The organism is Ahrensia sp. R2A130 (assembly GCF_000179775.1).
GTDB lineage: Bacteria > Pseudomonadota > Alphaproteobacteria > Rhizobiales > Rhizobiaceae > Pseudahrensia.
Window position 1 is genome coordinate 572,758 of record NZ_AEEB01000017.1, and the last position, 19,768, is coordinate 592,525.

The 19,768-nt window shown below is 57.8% G+C and carries 19 protein-coding genes; 17 read left to right on the forward strand and 2 right to left on the reverse strand.

Features of this window, described 5'->3' with window-relative positions:
• Positions 1 to 35 precede the first annotated feature (35 nt).
• The 6 genes from bchI to R2A130_RS11960 all read left to right on the forward strand — a co-directional run bounded on the left by bchI (position 36) and on the right by R2A130_RS11960 (position 7,035).
• Positions 36 to 1,097 (forward strand): magnesium chelatase ATPase subunit I, encoded by a 1,062-nt coding sequence (bchI, locus tag R2A130_RS11935; protein WP_009758319.1) that lies wholly within the window; start codon positions 36 to 38, stop codon positions 1,095 to 1,097.
• Positions 1,094 to 2,893 (forward strand): magnesium chelatase subunit D, encoded by a 1,800-nt coding sequence (locus R2A130_RS11940; RefSeq protein ID WP_083804291.1) that lies wholly within the window; start codon positions 1,094 to 1,096, stop codon positions 2,891 to 2,893. The genes bchI and R2A130_RS11940 overlap by 4 nt, the downstream gene beginning before the upstream one ends.
• Positions 2,894 to 2,902: 9 nt before the next feature.
• Positions 2,903 to 3,775 (forward strand): alpha/beta fold hydrolase BchO, encoded by an 873-nt coding sequence (gene bchO / locus R2A130_RS11945; RefSeq protein ID WP_009758321.1) that lies wholly within the window; start codon positions 2,903 to 2,905, stop codon positions 3,773 to 3,775.
• Positions 3,776 to 3,817: 42 nt separating this feature from the next.
• Positions 3,818 to 5,389 (forward strand): phytoene desaturase, encoded by a 1,572-nt coding sequence (locus R2A130_RS11950; protein WP_009758322.1) that lies wholly within the window; start codon positions 3,818 to 3,820, stop codon positions 5,387 to 5,389.
• A complete protein-coding gene (locus R2A130_RS11955) occupies positions 5,376 to 6,449 on the forward strand; it encodes a phytoene/squalene synthase family protein (protein ID WP_247869266.1) in 1,074 nt (357 codons plus the stop codon). The genes R2A130_RS11950 and R2A130_RS11955 overlap by 14 nt, the downstream gene beginning before the upstream one ends.
• Before the next feature lie 115 nt (positions 6,450 to 6,564).
• The gene (locus R2A130_RS11960; RefSeq protein WP_009758324.1) at positions 6,565 to 7,035 is read left to right on the forward strand and encodes a TspO/MBR family protein; all 471 of its coding nucleotides are present in this window, start codon (positions 6,565 to 6,567) and stop codon (positions 7,033 to 7,035) included.
• A 141-nt stretch (positions 7,036 to 7,176) separates the two neighbouring features.
• On the opposite strand, the gene R2A130_RS11970 is transcribed toward R2A130_RS11960, so the two are convergent.
• Together R2A130_RS11970 and crtD are read right to left on the reverse strand one after the other, a co-directional pair.
• Positions 7,177 to 7,887 (reverse strand): hydroxyneurosporene synthase (CrtC), encoded by a 711-nt coding sequence (locus tag R2A130_RS11970; RefSeq protein ID WP_009758325.1) that lies wholly within the window; start codon positions 7,885 to 7,887, stop codon positions 7,177 to 7,179.
• Positions 7,888 to 8,033: 146 nt separating this feature from the next.
• On the reverse strand, positions 8,034 to 9,602 hold the full coding sequence (gene crtD / locus R2A130_RS11975; RefSeq protein ID WP_009758326.1) for a 1-hydroxycarotenoid 3,4-desaturase CrtD: 1,569 nt from the start codon (positions 9,600 to 9,602) through the stop codon (positions 8,034 to 8,036).
• A 145-nt stretch (positions 9,603 to 9,747) separates the two neighbouring features.
• On the opposite strand from crtD, the gene R2A130_RS11980 reads away from it, so the two are divergent.
• The 11 genes from R2A130_RS11980 (at position 9,748) to pufM (ending at position 19,751) form a co-directional block, all read left to right on the forward strand.
• On the forward strand, positions 9,748 to 10,617 hold the full coding sequence (locus tag R2A130_RS11980) for a polyprenyl synthetase family protein (RefSeq protein ID WP_009758327.1): 870 nt from the start codon (positions 9,748 to 9,750) through the stop codon (positions 10,615 to 10,617).
• 76 nt (positions 10,618 to 10,693) lie between these two features.
• Positions 10,694 to 11,806 carry a methyltransferase gene (locus R2A130_RS11985; RefSeq protein ID WP_009758328.1) on the forward strand — a complete coding sequence of 371 codons (1,113 nt, stop codon included), beginning with the start codon at positions 10,694 to 10,696 and terminating at the stop codon, positions 11,804 to 11,806.
• Between the two features lie 96 nt (positions 11,807 to 11,902).
• Positions 11,903 to 12,868, forward strand: coding sequence for a chlorophyll synthesis pathway protein BchC (gene bchC, locus R2A130_RS11990; protein WP_009758329.1), 966 nt, complete (start codon positions 11,903 to 11,905; stop codon positions 12,866 to 12,868).
• An 8-nt stretch (positions 12,869 to 12,876) separates the two neighbouring features.
• A complete protein-coding gene (locus R2A130_RS11995; protein WP_050786149.1) occupies positions 12,877 to 13,893 on the forward strand; it encodes a chlorophyllide a reductase iron protein subunit X in 1,017 nt (338 codons plus the stop codon).
• Positions 13,893 to 15,473 (forward strand): chlorophyllide a reductase subunit Y, encoded by a 1,581-nt coding sequence (gene bchY / locus R2A130_RS12000; protein ID WP_009758331.1) that lies wholly within the window; start codon positions 13,893 to 13,895, stop codon positions 15,471 to 15,473. Before R2A130_RS11995 ends, bchY begins: the two co-directional genes overlap by 1 nt.
• Positions 15,474 to 15,537: 64 nt before the next feature.
• Complete coding sequence (gene bchZ / locus R2A130_RS12005; protein ID WP_009758332.1) at positions 15,538 to 16,986, forward strand: chlorophyllide a reductase subunit Z; 1,449 nt, start codon at positions 15,538 to 15,540, stop codon at positions 16,984 to 16,986.
• 27 nt (positions 16,987 to 17,013) lie between these two features.
• On the forward strand, positions 17,014 to 17,226 hold the full coding sequence (locus R2A130_RS12010) for a hypothetical protein (protein WP_009758333.1): 213 nt from the start codon (positions 17,014 to 17,016) through the stop codon (positions 17,224 to 17,226).
• A 116-nt stretch (positions 17,227 to 17,342) separates the two neighbouring features.
• The gene (gene pufB / locus R2A130_RS12015; protein ID WP_009758334.1) at positions 17,343 to 17,558 is read left to right on the forward strand and encodes a light-harvesting antenna LH1, beta subunit; all 216 of its coding nucleotides are present in this window, start codon (positions 17,343 to 17,345) and stop codon (positions 17,556 to 17,558) included.
• An 11-nt stretch (positions 17,559 to 17,569) separates the two neighbouring features.
• Entirely contained in the window at positions 17,570 to 17,752 is a 183-nt protein-coding gene (gene pufA / locus R2A130_RS12020) for a light-harvesting antenna LH1, alpha subunit (protein WP_009758335.1), read from the forward strand.
• A gap of 176 nt (positions 17,753 to 17,928) precedes the next feature.
• A complete protein-coding gene (pufL, locus tag R2A130_RS12025) occupies positions 17,929 to 18,795 on the forward strand; it encodes a photosynthetic reaction center subunit L (RefSeq protein ID WP_009758336.1) in 867 nt (288 codons plus the stop codon).
• A 14-nt stretch (positions 18,796 to 18,809) separates the two neighbouring features.
• Complete coding sequence (gene pufM, locus R2A130_RS12030) at positions 18,810 to 19,751, forward strand: photosynthetic reaction center subunit M (protein ID WP_009758337.1); 942 nt, start codon at positions 18,810 to 18,812, stop codon at positions 19,749 to 19,751.
• Positions 19,752 to 19,768 lie beyond the last annotated feature (17 nt).

Below are 19,768 nucleotides of genomic sequence, written 5' to 3' on the forward strand. Positions count from 1 at the left end.
GTGTTTGCGCGGCTAATTTCCATCGGGAGCAGTAAATGTCAGCCGCAGCCGCAACAGCCAAGCGCATCGCCTATCCGTTTTCAGCCATTGTCGGGCAGGACAGCTTGAAACATGCGCTACTGTTGTCCGCCGTCGATCCCAGCCTTGGAGGCGTGCTGGCCTTGGGCGACCGCGGCACCGGGAAAACCACCGCCGTGCGCGGCTTGGCCAATCTGTTGCCACCCATCAAGGCGGTAAAGGATTGCCACTATCACTGCGATCCCGCTGTCACCGATGCGCTTTGCGAAATCTGCGCTGCGAACGCCGATTTAGCCAAACAAGGTACCCGCACAGTTGCCGTGCCGGTGGTCGATCTCCCCCTCGGAGCGACGGAAGACCGTGTGCTTGGCGCATTAGATATTGAACGTGCGCTTGTCGATGGCGAAAAGCAGTTTGAGCCCGGGCTGCTGGCGGATGCCAACCGTGGCTATCTTTATATCGACGAAGTGAATCTTCTCGAGGACCATTTGGTCGATGTCTTGCTGGACGTCGCTGCTTCCGGCTCCAACGTCGTTGAACGCGAGGGTCTATCGTTGCGCCACCCCGCACGGTTCGTCCTTGTTGGCTCCGGCAATCCTGAAGAAGGCGAATTGCGCCCGCAACTGCTCGACCGCTTCGGGCTGTCGGTGGATGTGGAAACACCAAAAGATCCCGCACAGCGGGTCGAGATCATTAAGCGCCGCGAGGCATTCGACGCAGACCGCGCGGCCTTCGCAAAGCGTTGGGCAAGCGCTGACGCGAAGAACCGCAAGCGCATTCTCACAGCTCGTGAAAAGCTACCGAACCTCGACGTTCCTGATGCCACTCTGCTGCTGATTGCTGAAATCTGCATCGCACTCGGCACGGACGGTCTGCGCGGCGAACTCACCCTCATCAAAGCCGCCCGCGCCCACGCCGCGCTGGAGGGGGCCACATCTGTGGAACCTTCCCACGTGAGGGCGATGGCACCGCTCGCTCTAGGCCACCGCTTGCGCCGCAATCCGTTGGACGATGCCCGCGCCACTGTTCGCGTGGAGCGCATTCTGGACGATATCTTCGCTGCCCGCGAAGCCGCGTGAGGGCCGCAGTGCATTCCGTCCTGCCGGACATTCCCCGCCTTCCTGCACCCCCGGAAGCCGAGGTCGCGCTTTGGGATGACGCGTGTCTGGCCGCTGATTTATTTGCCGCCATGGCTGCAGAAGGTCGGGTAGGAATTCGCATTCGCGCCTCTGCAGGGCCGGTTCGCGATGCATGGATGGCGCGTTTGGCTGCGCGCTTGGGCGAAACCCCAATACATCGTGTGCCGTCTGCTATTGCGCTGGACCGCCTGCTGGGCGGGCTTGATCTTGCGGCAACGCTGGAAACAGGGCGAACGGTTCTTGAAGAGGGGTTGCTCGCCAAGGCCGATGACGGCGTGCTCGTTTTGCAGTCGGCAGGCGCAACGGGAGAGACTGTTGCATCCATCTGCGCTGCATTTGACGATGGTTTCGTTCGTATCGAGCGCGATGGCGCAAGCCATATCGCAGCAAGCCGCTTTTCGCTGATTGTTTTCGATGAGTCGGAAGACGGTGATGAACCTATGGCAGAGGCCCTTACCGACCGCCTAGCGCTGCATATAGACCTGCGCCAGATCGGCATTCGCGCTCTAGACAGCGACCGTCTTCGCAGCGTTTCCAATGCTAGCGCAACAGCGCAGATTTCGGGTGAGCTCCTCGAAGCTATCGCTGCGATCCCACCCGGTTTTGGCCTCACGTCCCTACGCGTTTCGCTTCAGCTTGCCGCTGTGACGAGGGCAATTGCGGTTCATTCAGGACGAGCGGAAGCCATAGGCAGCGATTTGGAAGTCGCTTGTAGGCTTTGTCTGATCAATCGGGCCACGATGTTGCCAGCTCCGCCCGAGACCGAACAGGAACAGCAGGAGGAGACACCACCGCCGCCCCCGCCCGAACAGGAAAGCTCCGAACGGCCCGACAATGATGCCGACGACTGTGAGGTCGATCAGTTGCCGCCACTGGATATGGTGTTGGATGCGATCACGGCGCAACTGCCTGATGGCTTGCTCGAACAACTCATGGCCGCCCGCACCTCGAAAACCCGCTCCAAAGCCGAGACTGGCCGCGTGGGCAAAGCGCGGAAAGCGCTCGATCGTGGCCGCCCGCTGACCAGCCGGAAAGGACGTCCAGGTTCCGGCAATCGCCTCGATCTTATCGCGACGCTCCGCACCGCAGCCCCTTGGCAGAAGTTGCGTGCACGCGAAGACGATCCACGTCCAATCCAGATTCGTGCGGGTGATCTTCACGTGCGCCGCTACAAGGAAAAATCTGCAAGCAGCGTTATCTTCGCAGTAGATGCGTCCGGTTCGACAGCATTGAACCGGTTGGCGGAGGCCAAAGGCGCGGTGGAACTTCTGCTTGGCGAAAGCTACGCGCGTCGCGATCACGTCGGCCTTATCTCGTTTCGCGGGCAGACGGCTGAAATGTTGCTGGCCCCCACACGCTCTCTCTTGCGGGCTAAACGCGCTCTTGCGGCTTTACCCGGCGGCGGCGGTACACCGTTGGCTGACGCGCTGCGCCTCGCGGCGGAAGCCTCACGCGATGAGCAGGATAAAGGCCGCACACCCACCATCGTCATCATGACCGATGGCAGCGCAAACGTTGCGCTTGATGGGACCGGCGGCAGAAGCAGAGCGGGCGATGAGGCACTGGCCTCGGCTCACGCTTTCGCAACGACTGGCGCTAACGCTGTGTTGCTAGACGTGGGTCGTCGCCCATCCGCTAAAGCCAAAGCGCTTGCGGAAGCCATGGCGGCAGCTTACGTGCCGATGCCATTCGCCAACGCGGCGACACTTAGCGCCGCCGTGCGCACCGCAAACTGAGGCTGCATCTTGGATTGGAACCGACACAAGCGTGACTGGCCCCATGCCGAAGCCAGCCGTTTCGTGGTGTTGGACCGGCAGGCGTTCCACATTCAGGAACTATCCGGCCCGAAGAAAGCGCCGGTGGTCTTGTTGCTCCATGGCAGCGGTGCGACGACCCATTCTTATGCCGATATGATGCCGCATCTAACGCAGCATTACCGTGTCGTGGCGCTGGACCTTCCCGGTCACGGTTTCACGCAGCCCATGCCGGACAATCGTCCTACTTTGCCCAGCGTTGCTAGAAAGCTTGTCGCATTACTGGAAGGTGAAGACATCCAGCCGGCACTCATCGTCGGCCATAGCGCAGGCGCTGCGATTGCGGTGCAAATGCTCGGTCATCTTACTGAAGCACCGAGCGCGATCATCTCGATCAATGGGGCGTTTTTCCCGTTTCCGGGCCTAGCGAGTCACTTGTTTCCCGCTGCTGCGAAATTACTTTTCCTAAATCCATTCGTTCCGTGGGCTTTTTCTTTTGGCGCAGGCAGCACCCACAGGGTGGAACAATTGTTGAGTTCCACCGGTTCAAAAATCTCGCGCGAAGGCCTCGCGCGTTACCAAGCTGCTCTCATGTCACGCGCTCACGTGGAAGGCGCGTTGGCGATGATGGCGAATTGGGATTTGACCGATATGGAGGAGCGCTTGAAATCATTGCCGATTCCGCTCCATCAAATTATCGGCGCAAATGATGGGACTATCTCGCCGAACGCCGCACGCCGCGCTGGAAAATTATTGCCGCAAGGGCAGATTGAGGTCGTGCCGAATACTGGTCACCTCGTGCATGAGGAGCAGCCGGAACATGTGGCTGAATTGATCCTGCAATTTGCGACTGCAGCCGCCTGACGGCACTTGCCTCATTGGCTTCAATCAGCTTACTGTCAGGCGATGAATACACATATCCTGTCAAGCAACCTAGACAACGCAACACCTGCTGATGCCGGTGATGTTCGGCCCCATGCGGTCGTCATTGGTGCCGGTTTTGGCGGTCTTGCCGCCGCAATTCGCTTAGGTGCCCGCGGCTATCGTGTCACAGTAGCGGAGCGGCTGGAACAGGCTGGTGGCCGTGCCAGTGTGTTCAAGCAGGACGGTTATACGTTCGACGCAGGCCCCACCATCATAACCGCGCCTTTCGTACTGGAAGAGCTTTGGACCATTTGCGGCAAGCAGATGGCCGACCATGTGCCACTCACCGCGATGGACCCATTCTACACCATTCGCTTCGACGACGGCTCCGAGTTTCATTGCAATGGTGACGCTGATTTTATGCGCGCCGAGATCGCTCGTTTCGAGCCGAAGGATGTGCCCGGCTACGAGAAATTCTTCAAAGAAAGCAAAGCAAATTACGGTGTCGGTTTCGACCTGATGGACAAGCCGTTTCACCGTTTGATGGATATGGCCGCCTATCTGCCGCAAATGGCAGGACTGCGGGCCGATCGTTCGGTTTACGGCCACGTCGCCAAGCATATCTCCAACCCGAATCTGCGGATTGCACTGTCGTTCCATCCGCTGTTCGTGGGCGGCAATCCACTTCGGGTCACATCCATCTACTCGCTCATCGCCTATCTCGAACGCGAGTATGGCGTTCATTACGTTTGGGGTGGAACGGGTGCCTTGGTTCAAGGCATGGTCGATCTGATCGAGGAGCAGGGCTGCACTGTTCGCACCCACGCACCGGTCGATCAGCTGATGTTAGACGGTGAACGCGCCGTTGGCGTTGTTCTGGAATCCGGCGAAGAAATTCCAGCCGATGTGGTGGTTTCCAATGCGGATTCTGCATGGATGTACGATCATCTTTTGAAGGATCGTAAGCCGAAACGCTGGACCCGCAAAAAGCTGAAAAAGCTGAACTATTCCATGAGCCTTTTCGTCTGGTATTTTGGTACGGACAAGAAATTCGAAGACGTGCAACACCACACGATTTTGATGGGGCCGCGCTACCACGAACTGCTGACGGACATCTTCGATCGTAAAATTCTGGCCGACGATTTCAGCCTCTACCTGCATCGCCCAACGGCCACCGACCCATCGCTTGCGCCGGAAGGTTGCGATGCGTTTTACGTGTTGTCACCCGTTCCGCACCTTGAAGGTGATGTGGACTGGACGACCATGGAAGAAACTTATCGCAAGCGCATCGAGAAGCGTTTGGAAGAAACGATCATGCCAGGCCTTGGCGACCATATCGCCACATCGAAGACTATGACTCCGTTGGATTTCCGTGACCGCCTCAACGCTCCGCTTGGCGCAGCTTTTGGGCCGGAACCGACGTTTACGCAATCCGGTTGGTTCCGCCCGCACAATGTGTCGGAAGAAATCGAAAATCTTTTTCTAGTGGGGGCAACCACTCATCCCGGCGCAGGTCTTCCCGGTGTCGTGACATCGGCAAAGGTTCTCGACCGCGTCATTCCTCATGCCGATGATGTCGTGCGGGCAAGAACCGGTGCGAATGCCAGTGTCTGAAATGTCTGAAGCCATTCACACAGTACCCGACCTTGCGTCCAGCAAGTCGCGAAAAACGGTCAAGCTTCGCCATGCAGCGGAATGCCTCGACGTTATCCGCCAAGGCTCCCGCTCTTTCCATTTTGCCTCGCTCGTTTTGCCACGCGACATTCGCATGGCTGCTGCATCGCTATACGCCTTCTGCCGCGTGTCCGATGATCTAGTGGATGACCCGCGCGCCACGCTGGAAGCTGCGCACCGCCTTCGCGAACGGCTGGCGCTGGCTTACGAAGGCCGCCCGATCGACCATATAGCCGACCGCGCTTTTGCTGAAGTGGTCGAAGCCTACGATATTCCACAATCTGTGCCGCTTTCCATGATCGAAGGTTTCGAGTGGGATCTCACCGGGAAGCGTTACGAAACCATCGGTGACGTCATTGATTATGGTGCCCGTGTCGCCGGTACTGTTGGCGTTATGATGAGCCTCGTCATGCACCGCCGTTCGCCGCGGACACTTGCGCGCGCATGCGATCTCGGCGTCGCCATGCAACTTATCAACATTGCCCGTGATGTTGGCGAGGACGCCAGAAATGGCCGCGTTTATCTGCCCGCGGATTGGCTGGCAGAAGCCGGTTTGAACGTTGAAGAGTTGATGAAAAATCCACAGCATAGCGACGCTCTCGCATCTGTGGTGGAGCGGTTGCTGGATGAGGCTGATGCAATCTTCGAGCGCGCCCGCACGGGTTTTGCCGATCTCCCTGCCTCCTGTCGTCCCGGCATTCGCGCTGCGGGTTTCGTTTATGCCGGTATCGGCACCCAGGTGCGTGCCAACGGTTTTAATTCGGTCGACCACCGCGCCTTCACCACAAGGCGGCAGAAGCTACGGCTGCTGTTGCGCGCGCTTTCCGTTGCGGAAATTAATGGTGCTTGTGACGAAACACCGGCCTTGGCGGAAACATCTTATCTCGTTGATGCCGCAGCCGATCACAGCGCTGATCCGCGCAGCCGTGGTGAATGGCTGGTCGATCTTTCAGCCAAGCTTCACCAACACGACCGTCGCCCCACGCGCGTTCAGAGCTGAAGTCCAGCCAGCTGTTGCCAAAGGCCGCAGCGGAACTTTCGTGCTTTTCATGCGCTTTGACACTAGGTGTTGGTAATTCGCCGACCTAAGTTCCCTCTTTCGAAAGACGAAATCCATGAGTTGGTCGCTGCTTGCCTTTGTTGGCGTGAATTTTTTCGCCGCCATGTCAGGTGGAATTTTTAGGCCCGACGAGTGGTTTCGGGCCTTGAACAAACCTAGCTGGCAACCACCGGATTGGGCCTTCCCGGTCGTTTGGACGGTACTTTACCTTTTGAACGCAGTTGCCGGTTGGATGGTGTTCGAACAACTGGGCTTCTCGCCGATCGGCATCATGGTTCTCGCGATTTATGGAATTTCGCTTGCCTTGAACGCTGGGTGGTCAGCTGTATTTTTCGGAATGAAGCGTATTGATCTCGCAACCTGGGAGGCTGCTGCATTGTGGTTGTCACTCGCCGTTCAGATCGCTGTGTTCTGGACCTTTGTTCCGCTCGCAGCGCTGCTGTGCTTGCCCTATCTTCTCTGGGTGTCCATCGCGTTCTACCTCAGCCTCACCATCTGGAGGCTCAATCCACAGGCGGTGAGCTAAGCAATGGATATGAGCGATTGGGTTTTCGTGCTGGAATTTGGCGGCGGCTTCGCTGTTATATTGCTGCTGGGCTGGTGGCAGCTTCGAGTGCTGAAAAAAGATGAAGAGCGCGAAAAGGCTGAAGAAGCCGCGCGTGATGCTTCACCAGCCGGCGCGGCGGGGCATTCGGAAGGGCAACATCGCGCGAACGATGGGGCTTGAGAATTTACGGAGATCTAAGCTCTCGTGAACAGCTTCGACACGCTCACCCATCCAATCCGTCGCAATCTTGGAGCGCGAGTAGAACGGCGTGTCTTCCAACGTCGATATGATGCGCGGTTCATTTTTAGACAATGTCTCTCGCGGCATCCGCCAGACCATGCAGCGTGGTAGATTCTGCGGTCGCGGTATCGCGCGTTGCTGCACCTTTCCGCCTTCATCAAACTCTAGCGCATATTGCCGGTGCTGACCATCCAGCGTGTGGGCATCGTACAAAATGCCAGCCCCGTCTTTCAGCGAAGCCCGCGACCAGTTCCAATAGGAAAAGCCTTCCTCCAGCATTTCGCTGCCCCAGTTGGAATCGATATAGCCTTCGCCACGCCACTTGGTATTCGGCGCATCCATCTCGCATTCAACGTCGCAAATTGGCGCAATGGGTCGCCAGAAGTGCTTTCCTGCAAAATCCAGCGGCCAGTCCTGTTTGGTGATGCCGCGTGGCGTCAAACGCAGTTTTCCGCGAACGGGAAAGGGCAGGGGGGCTGCGCGTTCATCTATGGTGATGGTTAGCGTTGTGCCGTCCCATTCCAATGCAGATGGTCCGATGTCGAGGCGGGTGCGGGTTTGCGAAAGCGCTTCTTCGCCACGTTCGGTCATGGTCCACCGCTTCACGCCGCGTCCGTAAACCCCGACATTCAGTGCGATGTGATCTTTTGGACGCTTGTTGCCTGCCCACGCATAGTAAGGCGAGAAGACCGAGCCGATTAACGCGATGATCGAAAAGCCGTAGGCGCCGTCTTCGCTTATGGCGTCGGCGTACCACCAGCCGTAGCCGCCGGATGGAACCGTGAGGTCGAATCGCGGTCCTGCATCATCGCCTGCGCCGCCAGCCGGCCCGAAAGAGCTGCCATCGGCACCCCCGCTCCCGGATGCACGCTGCCCCCCGCTAGATACAGGCCCGGAATTTTCGTCGTGGCGCCCGGCCGCGCAAAGCTGGCCGTCCAGCCATGGGAGGCGCGACCGTAGATCGAGCCGCCCGAGCCCGGAAACAGGTTTTCGAAATCCGCCGGTTGCGTGGCCACCATTCGGGCTGCGTCCCGCTCCACTGTCAGGCCACATCGCTCCAACAGACCAAAACTCGCTTCCTCGCATCGTGCCATATCTCCATCGTCGAGTTTTGTGGTGTCGCCAAAAGCGGGGGCATTCATCAGAACCAGCATCGTATCGTCTGCGCCGTCTATCAGTTTGCAATTATCATCGCGGTTCTGCGCGCATACATAGACCGTTGGCCGTTCCGGAACTTCCCGTTCGTCGAAAATCGACGCGAACTCTGCGCTGTAATCGTCGGAAAAGAACACGTTGTGGCGGTGTAGATCGAAACCGCTTGTTTTCGCCTTTACCGACCAAGTGATCGCAGAAAGAGCGCGATTTTTGGGCTGAACCGGTTTTACAGGTGAGCTCTTCCCGCCAACCCGCTCGCGTGTGAGCCAGGACATATCGCCAGCGTAAAGCACCTGTGAGCCATACAGATGATTGCCGTCGCTCAGTTCCACGCCGCTGGCTTTGCCGTTCTCGACCAGAATTCGTTCAACCTTGGTGTCTTCCATAACGACGGCGCCGCGAGCGCGCGAAGCTTCTTTCATGGCGCGCGCCAGTGCATGCATGCCGCCGCCAATCGTCCACACGCCCTGTTGCTCCACATGGGCAATTAGCATCAGCGTGGCGGGAGATAGGTAAGGGGATGATCCCACATAGGTAGAGTAACGCCCGAACAATTGCTGCAGGCGCGGATCGGGAAAGTAGCCGCCAAGCGTGTTCCAAAGTGTCGAAAACGGCTTCAGCGCGAGCAGATCGCCAATACGGTGAAACCCAACCCGCCGCGCTAATTCTATAGGGCCGGGCATCTGCGCTGACATGAAAGTATCGCGCAGTGTGTCGTGTATGCGACCAGCGTCGCGGCAGAATCGATCATACCCATTGGCGTTTGCAACGCCGAACAAGGAACCTATCTCATCACGTGATTCTGCCACATTTGCGAACAGGTCGAAGGGACGATCGAGCGAATTGGCCCCGTCCCAGCCGTGTCGGGCCAGTCTTTTTGCCCTGTGCAAATCAAGCGCTTTATCGACTTCCATACCGCTTGCAGCGAACAATTCATCGAACACCCACTTCATCGTGAAGACAGTCGGTCCACTATCAATGTGAGAGCCATCCACCTCAATCTGTCGCATCTTACCGCCGGGAGCGTGTTGTTTTTCCAACAGAACAACCTCGCGGCCAGCCGCAGACAGCGTCATGGCAGCCGCAAGCCCAGCCATGCCTGCACCGATAATAAGCGTTCTGTCGCCCTGTAGTTGGTGTTGTGCGTTCACTGTTTGAGGGCGCTCCAAAAAAGCGGTCCGCGGGGACCAATGGAAAAAAGTTTGAGATGACAAGTTGCTTTGTCAGTTTCATGTGTCAATATAACTGTACAGTTTGAGATGTCACGTAAGTTGGACACTCTGTTTAGGAACCACGATGGATAATGCAGCACGGATAGAGGAATGCCTTGAACGCTCGCTTTCGCGCGCCGCCAATGCCGACTGTCCTCCCAAGCTGCGTGCTGCTGTTCATTCTGCAGTTTTTCCAGGTGGTGCCCGTGTGCGTCCGCAGCTGACTTTGGCTGTCGCTGAAGCATGTGGTGACCATGAGATCGAGTTGGTCGATGGCGCAGCTGCTGCTATCGAACTGCTGCACTGCGCCTCGCTGGTGCATGACGACCTGCCTTGCTTTGATGATGCTGACCTGCGCCGCGGCAAGCCAACCATTCATTCTCTCTATGGTGAAGAGATCGCGGTTTTGACCGGCGATGCTCTCATCATTGAGGCTTTCAATACTCTGTGCGCTTCCAGCGCGCAGCATCCATCCCGCCTTCCTGCCCTTGTTGCCGCTGTATGCGCTGCAACGGGAATGACCACCGGCATCACCGCTGGTCAGGCGTGGGAAAGCGAAGACGTCGTTGACGTCGAACGGTATCACTGTGCCAAGACAGGCTCCCTCTTTGTCGGTGCAGTGTGTGCGGGCGCCTTGGCTGTCGGATCTGATCCGCTGCCTTGGCGTTCGCTTGGTTCCCGGATCGGGGCGGCTTACCAGCTTGCCGACGATCTGCTGGACGCGTTGGGAAGCGAAGAAGAAAGCGGTAAGCCCGTTGGGCAAGACCGCACTCACGGACGCCCCAGCGCCGTCGCAGAGCTGGGCTTTGGCGGTACCGTCAAACGCCTGAACGAAACCGTGGAAGCAGCAATTGCCGCCATTCCACCTTGCGAGGGGGCTTCGCTTCTGGAGTCCCTCATCGCTGCCCAGTCCAAGCGATTGGTGCCAGCAAGCCTTGCCAGCCAGTCTGCCTGATAACGCTGCGGGCAACCGCTTGCGTCAATCCTCGGCTGTTAGTCGTCCATCGCGTGTTCGGTCTTTTGATGGTGTGATGAAAACTTGGCTCGATTTTCGTGACCGTCTGCTCACTTCTCCTAAATTTCAGGAATGGGCGCTGGCCTTTCCACTTACGCGACCCATCGTTCGCAAGCGGCAAAACGAGCTGTTCGATATCGTATCCGGCTTCGTCTATTCGCAAATTCTCGATGCGGTCGTCCAACTCAACGTTCTCAAGCATGTGTCCGGTCAAGGGCGCAGCATCGACGATCTTGCGCGGCTCTGCTCGCTTGGCGAAGATGAGATGCGTCGTTTGGCGGAAGGCGCGGCAAGTCTCAGGCTCCTTCAACGACATGGTGATCGTTATCGCCTTGGCGATCTGGGGGCTGCGCTTTCGGGCAATGCCGGTGCATTGGCGATGATCCGCCACCATGGTGCGCTTTACCGCGACATCACTGATTTGCCCGCACTCCTTCGCGGTGGCCGACAGGAAACCAACCTGTCGCGCTACTGGGACTACGCCCGCTCCGATGATCCGGCGCTTGCTGATGCTGACGACGTTGCGCCCTACAGCGAATTAATGGCGCAGAGCCAGCGCATGGTCGCTGCCGAAGTCGTCGCAAGTTTCAACTTCTCGCCCTACCGCAAGCTGCTCGACTTCGGTGGCGGGCAGGGGGCTTTCGTCTCGGCAGTTGCAGATGCTGCCCCTGACCTCCAACTCGCCGTCTTTGATCTGCCCGCGGTGGCCGAACGCGCCACCCGCGCGTTTGAAGCGCAGGGCATTTCCGGCAGAGCAACTGCAATCGGCGGTTCGTTTTTCGGCACGCCACCCAAGCGCGCCGCTGATCTCGTGTCGTTGGTGCGAATCCTTCACGACCATGACGACGAATCTGTCACCCGAATCCTCGCCGCAGCCTTCGAAGCTGTGGAGCCAGGCGGTAAACTGATCGTCTGCGAACCAATGTCCACCGATGGCGGGGCGCGCCGTATCGCGGATGCCTATTTCAACATCTATCTCTACGCGATGGGCTCTGGACGCCCCCGTTCGCCGGAAATGCTGACAGAAATGCTCAAAACGGCAGGCTTTTCTGCGGTCCAGCGGGTTAAAACCCGTAGCCCTTTCGTCACGAGCATGTTGTGCGCCCATAAAAGCGCGGAAGATGTGTAACATCTGCTTGACAACTTTAACTGTCCAAATCACATTACACGTGGGAGCCTGTCCGAATGGAGACGTTAGCTGGCGGTTCCTCTTGGGAGGTTAGAATTGCAAACTGAAGCCGTCATTTTTGAGCGACCCGGACAGTTGAGGGTCGATCACGTCGATCTCGACATTTCTGTTCTGGGCCACGCTTCTGGTGATGGTTCGACAGATCATCTTGTGGTCGAGTCCCGCACAAGCGGTATCAGCACAGGTACGGAACGCCTCTTGTGGACCGGCGAAATGCCGCCATTCCCGGGCATGGGCTATCCCCTGGTTCCCGGTTACGAAACGGTCGGCGAAGTTGTTGATGCGCCGCATCACCTTAAATCCCGCATCGGCGAAACGGTCTTCGTTCCCGGCTCAACCGCTTATAAAGATGTTCGCGGCCTTTTCGGTGGCACAGCATCCACCGTCGTTGCGCCTGCTGATAAAGTTCAAAAAATAGCTTCCACGCTGGGCGAAAATGGTGTGCTCATGGCGCTGGCCGGCACCGCCCACCACGCGCTCGTTTCGCCCCATGGAAAACTGCCTGATCTCATCATCGGCCATGGCGTGCTGGGTCGTTTGCTTGCCCGCATCACCGTCGCGCTCGGCGCACCTGCACCCACCGTGTGGGAAACCAACGCGACCCGCAGCGATGCGCAAAGCTATACCGTTATCGATCCTGCTGATGATGGCGCCTCGCGCTACCACACGATCTGCGACGCCAGCGGTGACAGCGCCATTCTCGACAAGGCTATCGCAGCGCTCGCCCCTAGCGGTGAGATCGTTCTGGCCGGCTTCTACAAAGATCCGCTCGGCTTCGCTTTCCCTATGGCCTTCATGAAGGAAGCGCGCATCCGGATCGCGGCCCAGTGGCAACCCGAAGATATGACCGCCGTCATTCGACTGGCGGAAGAAGGCGCGCTCGATCTGAGCGGCCTTATCACCCATCGGCAGCCCGCGTCGCACGCGCAGGCCGCTTATGACACGGCCTTCGGCGATGCCGAATGCCTGAAAATGGTCCTGCAATGGAGGGAGCCATCATGACCGACGTAATGACACGAGAAGCTGAAAACAAAGATACGGCAGAGAAAGTCGACATCTTCAATCTGTTAAAAGATGAGGCCGATCAAGAGCCTGATCCTGTTCACACCGGCCCGATCACCAAGGAAACCGAGGTCATCGCGATCTACGGCAAGGGCGGTATCGGTAAAAGCTTTTCGCTCGCCAACCTGTCTTACAATCTGGCCAAGTCCGGCAAGAAGGTCTTGCTGATCGGTTGCGACCCGAAGTCCGACACGACATCGCTGCTGTTTGGCGGCAAGTCATGCCCCACTATCATCGAAACCTCTGCAGCTAAAAAAGCTGCCGGTGAAGATGTGAAGATTTCCGACGTTTGCTTTATGCGCGATGGCGTCTTCGCGATGGAACTGGGCGGACCTGAAGTTGGTCGCGGTTGTGGCGGTCGTGGCATCATCCACGGTTTCGAACTGCTGGAAAAGCTCGGCTTCCACGAATGGGACTTCGACTACGTACTGCTCGACTTTCTGGGGGACGTGGTCTGCGGCGGCTTCGGCCTGCCGATTGCCCGCGACATGTGCCAGAAGGTCATCGTCGTTGGTTCCAACGATCTCCAGTCGCTCTACGTCGCAAACAATGTCTGCTCGGCAGTGGAATATTTCCGCAAACTTGGCGGCAATGTCGGCGTGGCCGGTATGCTCATCAACAAGGATGACGGCACTGGCGAGGCTGCTGCCTTTGCTGAAAAAGTCGGCATTCCTGTTCTCGCGGCTATCCCGCAGGATGATGATATTCGCAAGAAATCTGCCAGCTATCAGATCGTTGGTGATCCCAACGACAAATGGGGACCGATGTTCACCGGTCTCGCCAACAATATGATGACCGCGCCGCCGCGCCAGCCCACTCCGTTGGACCAGGATGGTCTGCTCGGTCTGTTCGCTGCATCGCAAACCGGTGCCGATTACGTGCTCATTCCGGCCAACCCCGAAGACATGTGCGATCCGTCGATCATCAACAAGCCTTCCCTCGAAGTCATCTACGACGCTGTTTGATGACGATGAGCGAGCACCTCAACACCCAAGACAAACGCAGCGACGATTCTGCCGAGGTCGATATTGTGAGCGCTGATACCGCTCCCGAGATCACAGATGGCGCTGGTTGCCATGCGGGTGCTGACACGATGAAGGCTGCTGCTGAAAAGGCAGGTAAGTCTGAACTGCTCGAGCAATACGCCAAAGATTATCCGCAAGGCCCGCACGACCAGCCGCAAAGCATGTGTCCTGCATTCGGTTCACTGCGCGTCGGTCTTCGCATGCGTCGCACAGGAACGATCCTGTCCGGTTCCGCCTGCTGCGTTTACGGTCTTACCTTCACAAGCCACTTCTACGGTGCGCGTCGTACGGTCGGTTACGTGCCGTTCGACAGCGAAAGCCTCGTTACTGGTAAGCTTTACGAAGACATCCGCGACGCCGTGCACGAGATGGCTGACCCGGAAAAATATGACGCTATCGTCGTCACCAACCTCTGCGTGCCCACAGCTTCCGGCGTGCCATTGCAGATGTTGCCAAAGGAAATTGACGGCGTTCGTATCGTCGCCATCGATGTTCCCGGTTTCGGTATCCCAACACACGCGGAAGCCAAGGACGTTCTGGCCGGTGCAATGTTAAACTACGCGCGCACCGAAGTTGCCGCTGGTCCGGTTCAGGCGCCTTCAAACAACAGTGACACTGGCAAGCCGAAGATCACATTGCTGGGTGAAATGTTCCCAGTCGATCCGATCTCCATCGGCGCGATGCTGGAGCCCATGGGCCTGGAGGCAGGCACTGTCGTTCCAACCCGCGAATGGCGTGAACTGTACAGCGCGCTTGATGGTGCTGCCGTTGCTGCAATCCACCCATTTTACACGACATCCGTTCGTGAATTCAGAGCTGCCGGTCGTCCGATCGTCGGCTCTGCACCTGTCGGTGTCGAAGGCACGCAGGCGTGGCTTGCGAAAATCGGTGAGGCTTGTGGCGTGAAGCAAGCCGACATCGCAACCGCTCAAAACGCCATGCTTGGCGCTATCCGCGGCGCGCTTGATGCCATGCCAATCAAAGGCCGCATAACTCTTTCAGGCTACGAAGGCTCTGAGCTTCTGGTGGCCCGTCTGCTCGTCGAAAGCGGCGCAGATGTCCGCTATGTAGGCACCGCTTGCCCGAAGACCGAATGGTCGAAGGATGATTGCGATTGGCTCGAAGCCAAAGGCGTTCAGGTCAAATACCGCGCCTCGCTTGAAGATGATGTCATGGCGATGGAGTTCTACGATCCCGATCTGGCCATTGGCACGACGCCCGTTGTGCAGAAGGCGAAAGAACGCGGCACGCCGGGTCTCTATTTCACGAACCTGATCTCCGCCCGCCCCCTCATGGGTCCGGCTGGCGCAGGCTCGCTTGCGACCGTCATCAATTCGGCAATCGCCAACAAACCGCGCTTCGACCGTATGACCGAATTCTTCGAAGGCGTTGGCACGGGCGACACCGCAGGCGTTTGGGAAGATACCCCGAAGATTAATACCAGCTTCCGCCGCAAATTCGCAGCGCGTGCTGCAAAAGCGGCGAACGCAGTTGATGCAGGGGAGGCGATAGGCACATGATCATGTCATCCGCCAATCGCTGGTCTTTTGTTTCCTCTGGGCTTCGCCCAACCGGTAGCGCCACATGACCCTCGTCCTCGATCATGATCGCGCCGGTGGCTACTGGGGGTGCGTTTACGCCTTCACAGCCGTCAAAGGTTTGCAGGTCATCATCGACGGTCCCGTCGGTTGCGAGAACCTGCCCGTCACCTCGGTGTTGCATTACACCGACGCGCTACCTCCGCATGAATTGCCCATCGTCGTCACTGGCCTTGGCGAAGAAGAGCTAGGCCAACACGGTACAGAAGGCGCAATGCGTCGGTCCCGTAAATCCCTTGATCCTGATCTTCCAGCTGTCGTCGTAACCGGTTCTATTGCCGAGATGATCGGTGGTGGCGTCACGCCGGAAGGAGCGAACGTCGTCCGCTTCCTGCCGCGCACGATTGATGAAGATCAGTGGCAATCCGCAGATCGTGCGCTGAAATGGCTCTGGACAGAATATGGCCCCAAGCGGGTGCCGAAAGTGAAAGCGCGCAAAGAGGGCGATAAGCCGAAGGTCAATATCATTGGCCCGATGTACGGCCAATTCAATATGCCGTCCGACCTCGCTGAAATCCGTCGCCTGATCGAAGGCATCGGCGCTGAGGTCAACATGACTTTTCCGCTCGGTTCGCATCTCGCCGATGTTGGTCGCCTCGCGCAGGCCGAAGCGAACGTCTGCATGTACCGCGAATTCGGTCGTATGCTTTGCGAAACGCTGGAACGGCCTTATTTGCAGGCACCCATCGGCATCCATTCGACGACGGCCTTCCTGCGTCAACTCGGCGGTATGCTGGGCCTCAATCCTGAACCATTCATCACCCGTGAAAAGCACACCACACTGAAACCCATGTGGGACCTGTGGCGCTCCGTGACACAGGATTTCTACGGCACCGCATCCTTCGCGGTGGTTGCCAATGAAACCTATACGCGCGGTTTGAAGAATTTCCTCGAAGAGGAAATGGGCATGCCCTGTACGTTTGCGGTGTCACGTCTGTCCGGCAAGAAAACTGACAACGCCGAAGTGCAAGAAATGCTGGCTGAGAAGCCACCCATGATCCTGTTCGGCTCATATAACGAGCGCATGTATATCGCCGATCAGAAGAGCCGCACCATGTGGATGCCGGCCTCTTTCCCTGGGGCAGTTATTCGCCGCCACCTCGGCACGCCCTTCATGGGGTACGCCGGGACAAGCTATTTGATGCAGGAAGTCTGCAACGCGCTGTTCGACATGCTCTTCCACATCCTGCCGTTGCAATCGGACATGGATGCGGATGCACCAGCCGCGCATGCGCGCATCAAAAACTCGCTGCCTTGGGACTCTGATGCCCGCAAGCAGCTCGACGATATCATCGACCGTGAACCCATTCTCATTCGCATCTCTGCTGCCAAACGGCTGCGGGACGCTTGTGAGCGCGAAGCACTGGATGCGGGCGATGCCCGTGTCACCGTCGCGCGGGTTCTCGAAACTTCACAGCAATCGGTCGCGGCATAGCGCGACCACCACGGGGAGGAACCCAAAATGTCTGACACCCAGCTCGACCGCCCAATCATCGGCCACGGTCCATCGCTTGCGGAATCGCTCGGCTACCGGGCGCTCTTCGCCATCATCTTTATCGTTTCGGTCGCTCTGATCGGTCTGGCTCGGGTCTTTGGCTCGAACGACACCGCATCGGTTTGGACGCAAGCCCGGCAGGCGGCACATGCCACCGCTGGCTACACGTTCCAGTCGTAACGATTTCAGTAATTCACCCGCCTCATCAGCGGGAGAATAGGTTCACCTGAACCAAGCCCTGCCGCCGGGGTCATCTGCGGTAACGGTCGAAAGACCACAAGACTAGGAGGTTTATCGTGGCTAGTCCTGAAAACGTCTCCATGACCGGAATGACGGTCGGAGAGGCACGGGAGTTCCACTCCATCTTTGTCAAAAGCACCATTGCTTTTACTGGATGGGCCTTTGCTGCACACATGCTTGTGTGGTTCTGGCGTCCGTGGACTGCCAACACTGACGGTACGTATTCATCACTCATGGACGGTGTCCAGGTGATGGCAACGGCTTTGGTCTAAGGAGAACAGATATGCATAAAATTTGGCTTCTTTTTGATCCCCGCCGCGTGCTCGTGGCTCTTGCCGTATTTCTCTTCACGCTCGCAGTTCTGATTCATTTCGTTCTGCTCAGCACCGAGAGATACAACTGGCTGGATGTCAAAGCTGCAACCGCTTCTGTTGAAGTGGCTCCAGCAACTAAGTTCATCACTTAGTTACATCCGACTTTCCGGCAGGCGGGGGATATTTCTTCTGCCTGCCGGCATCACAAATTTCCGGTTCGACGCCTAATAGCACCCGAATATCGGGCGCGATGGCAGGCGAGAACCATCTTCTGGCCAATGCCGTCTTGGGGCGGTGAATGGTCGAACCTATTCATGGAGAACCAGCTATGGCCTTGCTGAGTTTCGAACGAAAATATCGCGTACGTGGGGGTACGCTTCTCGGCGGCGATCTGTTCGACTTCTGGGTCGGACCTTTCTACGTCGGCTTCTTCGGCGTATCGGCGGCGTTTTTTACCGCGCTGGGTACCCTCCTCATCATCTACGGTGCGTCCATGGGCGATACCTGGAACCTCTGGCAGATTAGCATTAATCCACCGGATCTTGATTACGGTCTGGCGCTGGCGCCGATGGCCGAAGGCGGGCTTTGGCAAATTATTACCATCTGCGCGATCGGGGCTTTCGGGTCTTGGGCACTGCGCGAGGTAGAAATCTGCCGCAAGCTTGGCATGGGCTACCATGTGCCCTTCGCGTTCTCCGTTGCGATCTTCGCCTATGTTACGCTGGTGGTCATCCGCCCGTTGTGGATGGGCGCTTGGGGACACGGTTTTCCATACGGCATCTACAGCCATCTCGAGTGGGTGAACAACGTCGGCTACGCCTACGGTAACTTCCACTACAACCCGGCCCATATGATCGCGATCACATTCTTCTTCACCACCACGCTAGCGCTCGCGCTTCACGGTGGTTTGGTCCTGTCCTCCACCAACCCCGGTAAGGGGCAGGTGGTCAAAACACCGGAACATGAAGACACCTATTTCCGCGATTTCATCGGTTATTCAGTCGGTACACTCGGCATTCACCGCGTGGGCCTGTTCCTCGCGCTGTCCGCCGGTTTCTGGTCCGCCATCTGCATCGTCATCTCAGGCACACTCTGGGAAGGCGCGTGGAGCGACTGGTGGCTCTGGTGGCTCGAACTGCCCATCTTCGCCCAGGAAGACCTGGTGCGTGAGATCGGCGATCTCAACTATCTCTAAAGGGGAACGGTGACATGAAAATCTATCAAAACATCTTCACCACAACCCAGGTGGTCACGACCCCCGGCATGGGCATTGATCTGCCCGCCGGTGAGGACCCGCGCATCGGCAAAGGTTCCATGAACTACTGGCTGGGCAAGATCGGTAACGCCCAGTTGGGCCCGATCTATCTGGGAACGCTGGGGGTGATCTCGGTCATCTCTTTCCTGCTGGCCTTCAACATCATCGGCCTGAATTTTTGGGCGCAGGTGGGTTACGATCCGGTCCAGTTCGTCCGTCAGCTCTTCTGGCTGTCGCTCGATCCACCATCGCCGGATTACGGTCTGTCGGTTTTGCCACCGCTCAAAGAAGGCGGTTGGTTCATGATCGTCGGCTTTTTCCTGACGGTCTCGGTGCTGTCATGGTGGTTGCGCACATACCGTCGTGCAAAGGCTCTCGGCCTCGGCATGCATGTGCCTATCGCTTTCGGTGCTGCCATCTGGCTGTTCTTGGTGCTGGGCTTCATTCGCCCGGTGCTGATGGGGTCATGGTCGGAAGCTGTTCCTTACGGCGTCTTCAGCCATCTGGATTGGACGAACAATTTCTCGCTGACTTACGGCAACCTGTTCTACAATCCGTTCCACGCGCTTTCGATCGTGTTCCTCTACGGTTCGGCCCTGCTGTTCGCCATGCATGGCGCAACGATCTTGGCAGTCTCCCGCTACGGCGGCGAGCGTGAGATCGAGCAGATCACCGACCGCGGTACGGCTTCTGAACGTGCAGCTCTGTTCTGGCGCTGGACCATGGGCTTCAACGCCACGATGGAGTCGATCCACCGTTGGGCCTGGTGGTTTGCGATGCTGACGACACTGACAGGCGGTATCGGTATTCTGATCACCGGTACCCTGGTCGATGACTGGTCATCCTGGGCGATCAAGCACGGTGTCTTGCACGAGAGCGGAACCAACATCCGCTAATCTCGGATCCACGAATG

Coding starts and splice junctions, on each gene's coding strand:
- bchI (WP_009758319.1), top strand. CDS start 36: ATGTCAGCCGCAGCCGCAACAGCCAAGCGCATCGCCTATCCGTTTTCA.
- R2A130_RS11950 (WP_009758322.1), top strand. CDS start 3,818: ATGAATACACATATCCTGTCAAGCAACCTAGACAACGCAACACCTGCT.
- R2A130_RS11955 (WP_247869266.1), top strand. CDS start 5,376: ATGCCAGTGTCTGAAATGTCTGAAGCCATTCACACAGTACCCGACCTT.
- R2A130_RS11960 (WP_009758324.1), top strand. CDS start 6,565: ATGAGTTGGTCGCTGCTTGCCTTTGTTGGCGTGAATTTTTTCGCCGCC.
- R2A130_RS11970 (WP_009758325.1), bottom strand. CDS start 7,887: ATGACCGAACGTGGCGAAGAAGCGCTTTCGCAAACCCGCACCCGCCTC.
- R2A130_RS11980 (WP_009758327.1), top strand. CDS start 9,748: ATGGATAATGCAGCACGGATAGAGGAATGCCTTGAACGCTCGCTTTCG.
- R2A130_RS11985 (WP_009758328.1), top strand. CDS start 10,694: ATGAAAACTTGGCTCGATTTTCGTGACCGTCTGCTCACTTCTCCTAAA.
- R2A130_RS11995 (WP_050786149.1), top strand. CDS start 12,877: ATGACACGAGAAGCTGAAAACAAAGATACGGCAGAGAAAGTCGACATC.
- bchY (WP_009758331.1), top strand. CDS start 13,893: ATGACGATGAGCGAGCACCTCAACACCCAAGACAAACGCAGCGACGAT.
- bchZ (WP_009758332.1), top strand. CDS start 15,538: ATGACCCTCGTCCTCGATCATGATCGCGCCGGTGGCTACTGGGGGTGC.
- R2A130_RS12010 (WP_009758333.1), top strand. CDS start 17,014: ATGTCTGACACCCAGCTCGACCGCCCAATCATCGGCCACGGTCCATCG.
- pufA (WP_009758335.1), top strand. CDS start 17,570: ATGCATAAAATTTGGCTTCTTTTTGATCCCCGCCGCGTGCTCGTGGCT.
- pufL (WP_009758336.1), top strand. CDS start 17,929: ATGGCCTTGCTGAGTTTCGAACGAAAATATCGCGTACGTGGGGGTACG.
- pufM (WP_009758337.1), top strand. CDS start 18,810: ATGAAAATCTATCAAAACATCTTCACCACAACCCAGGTGGTCACGACC.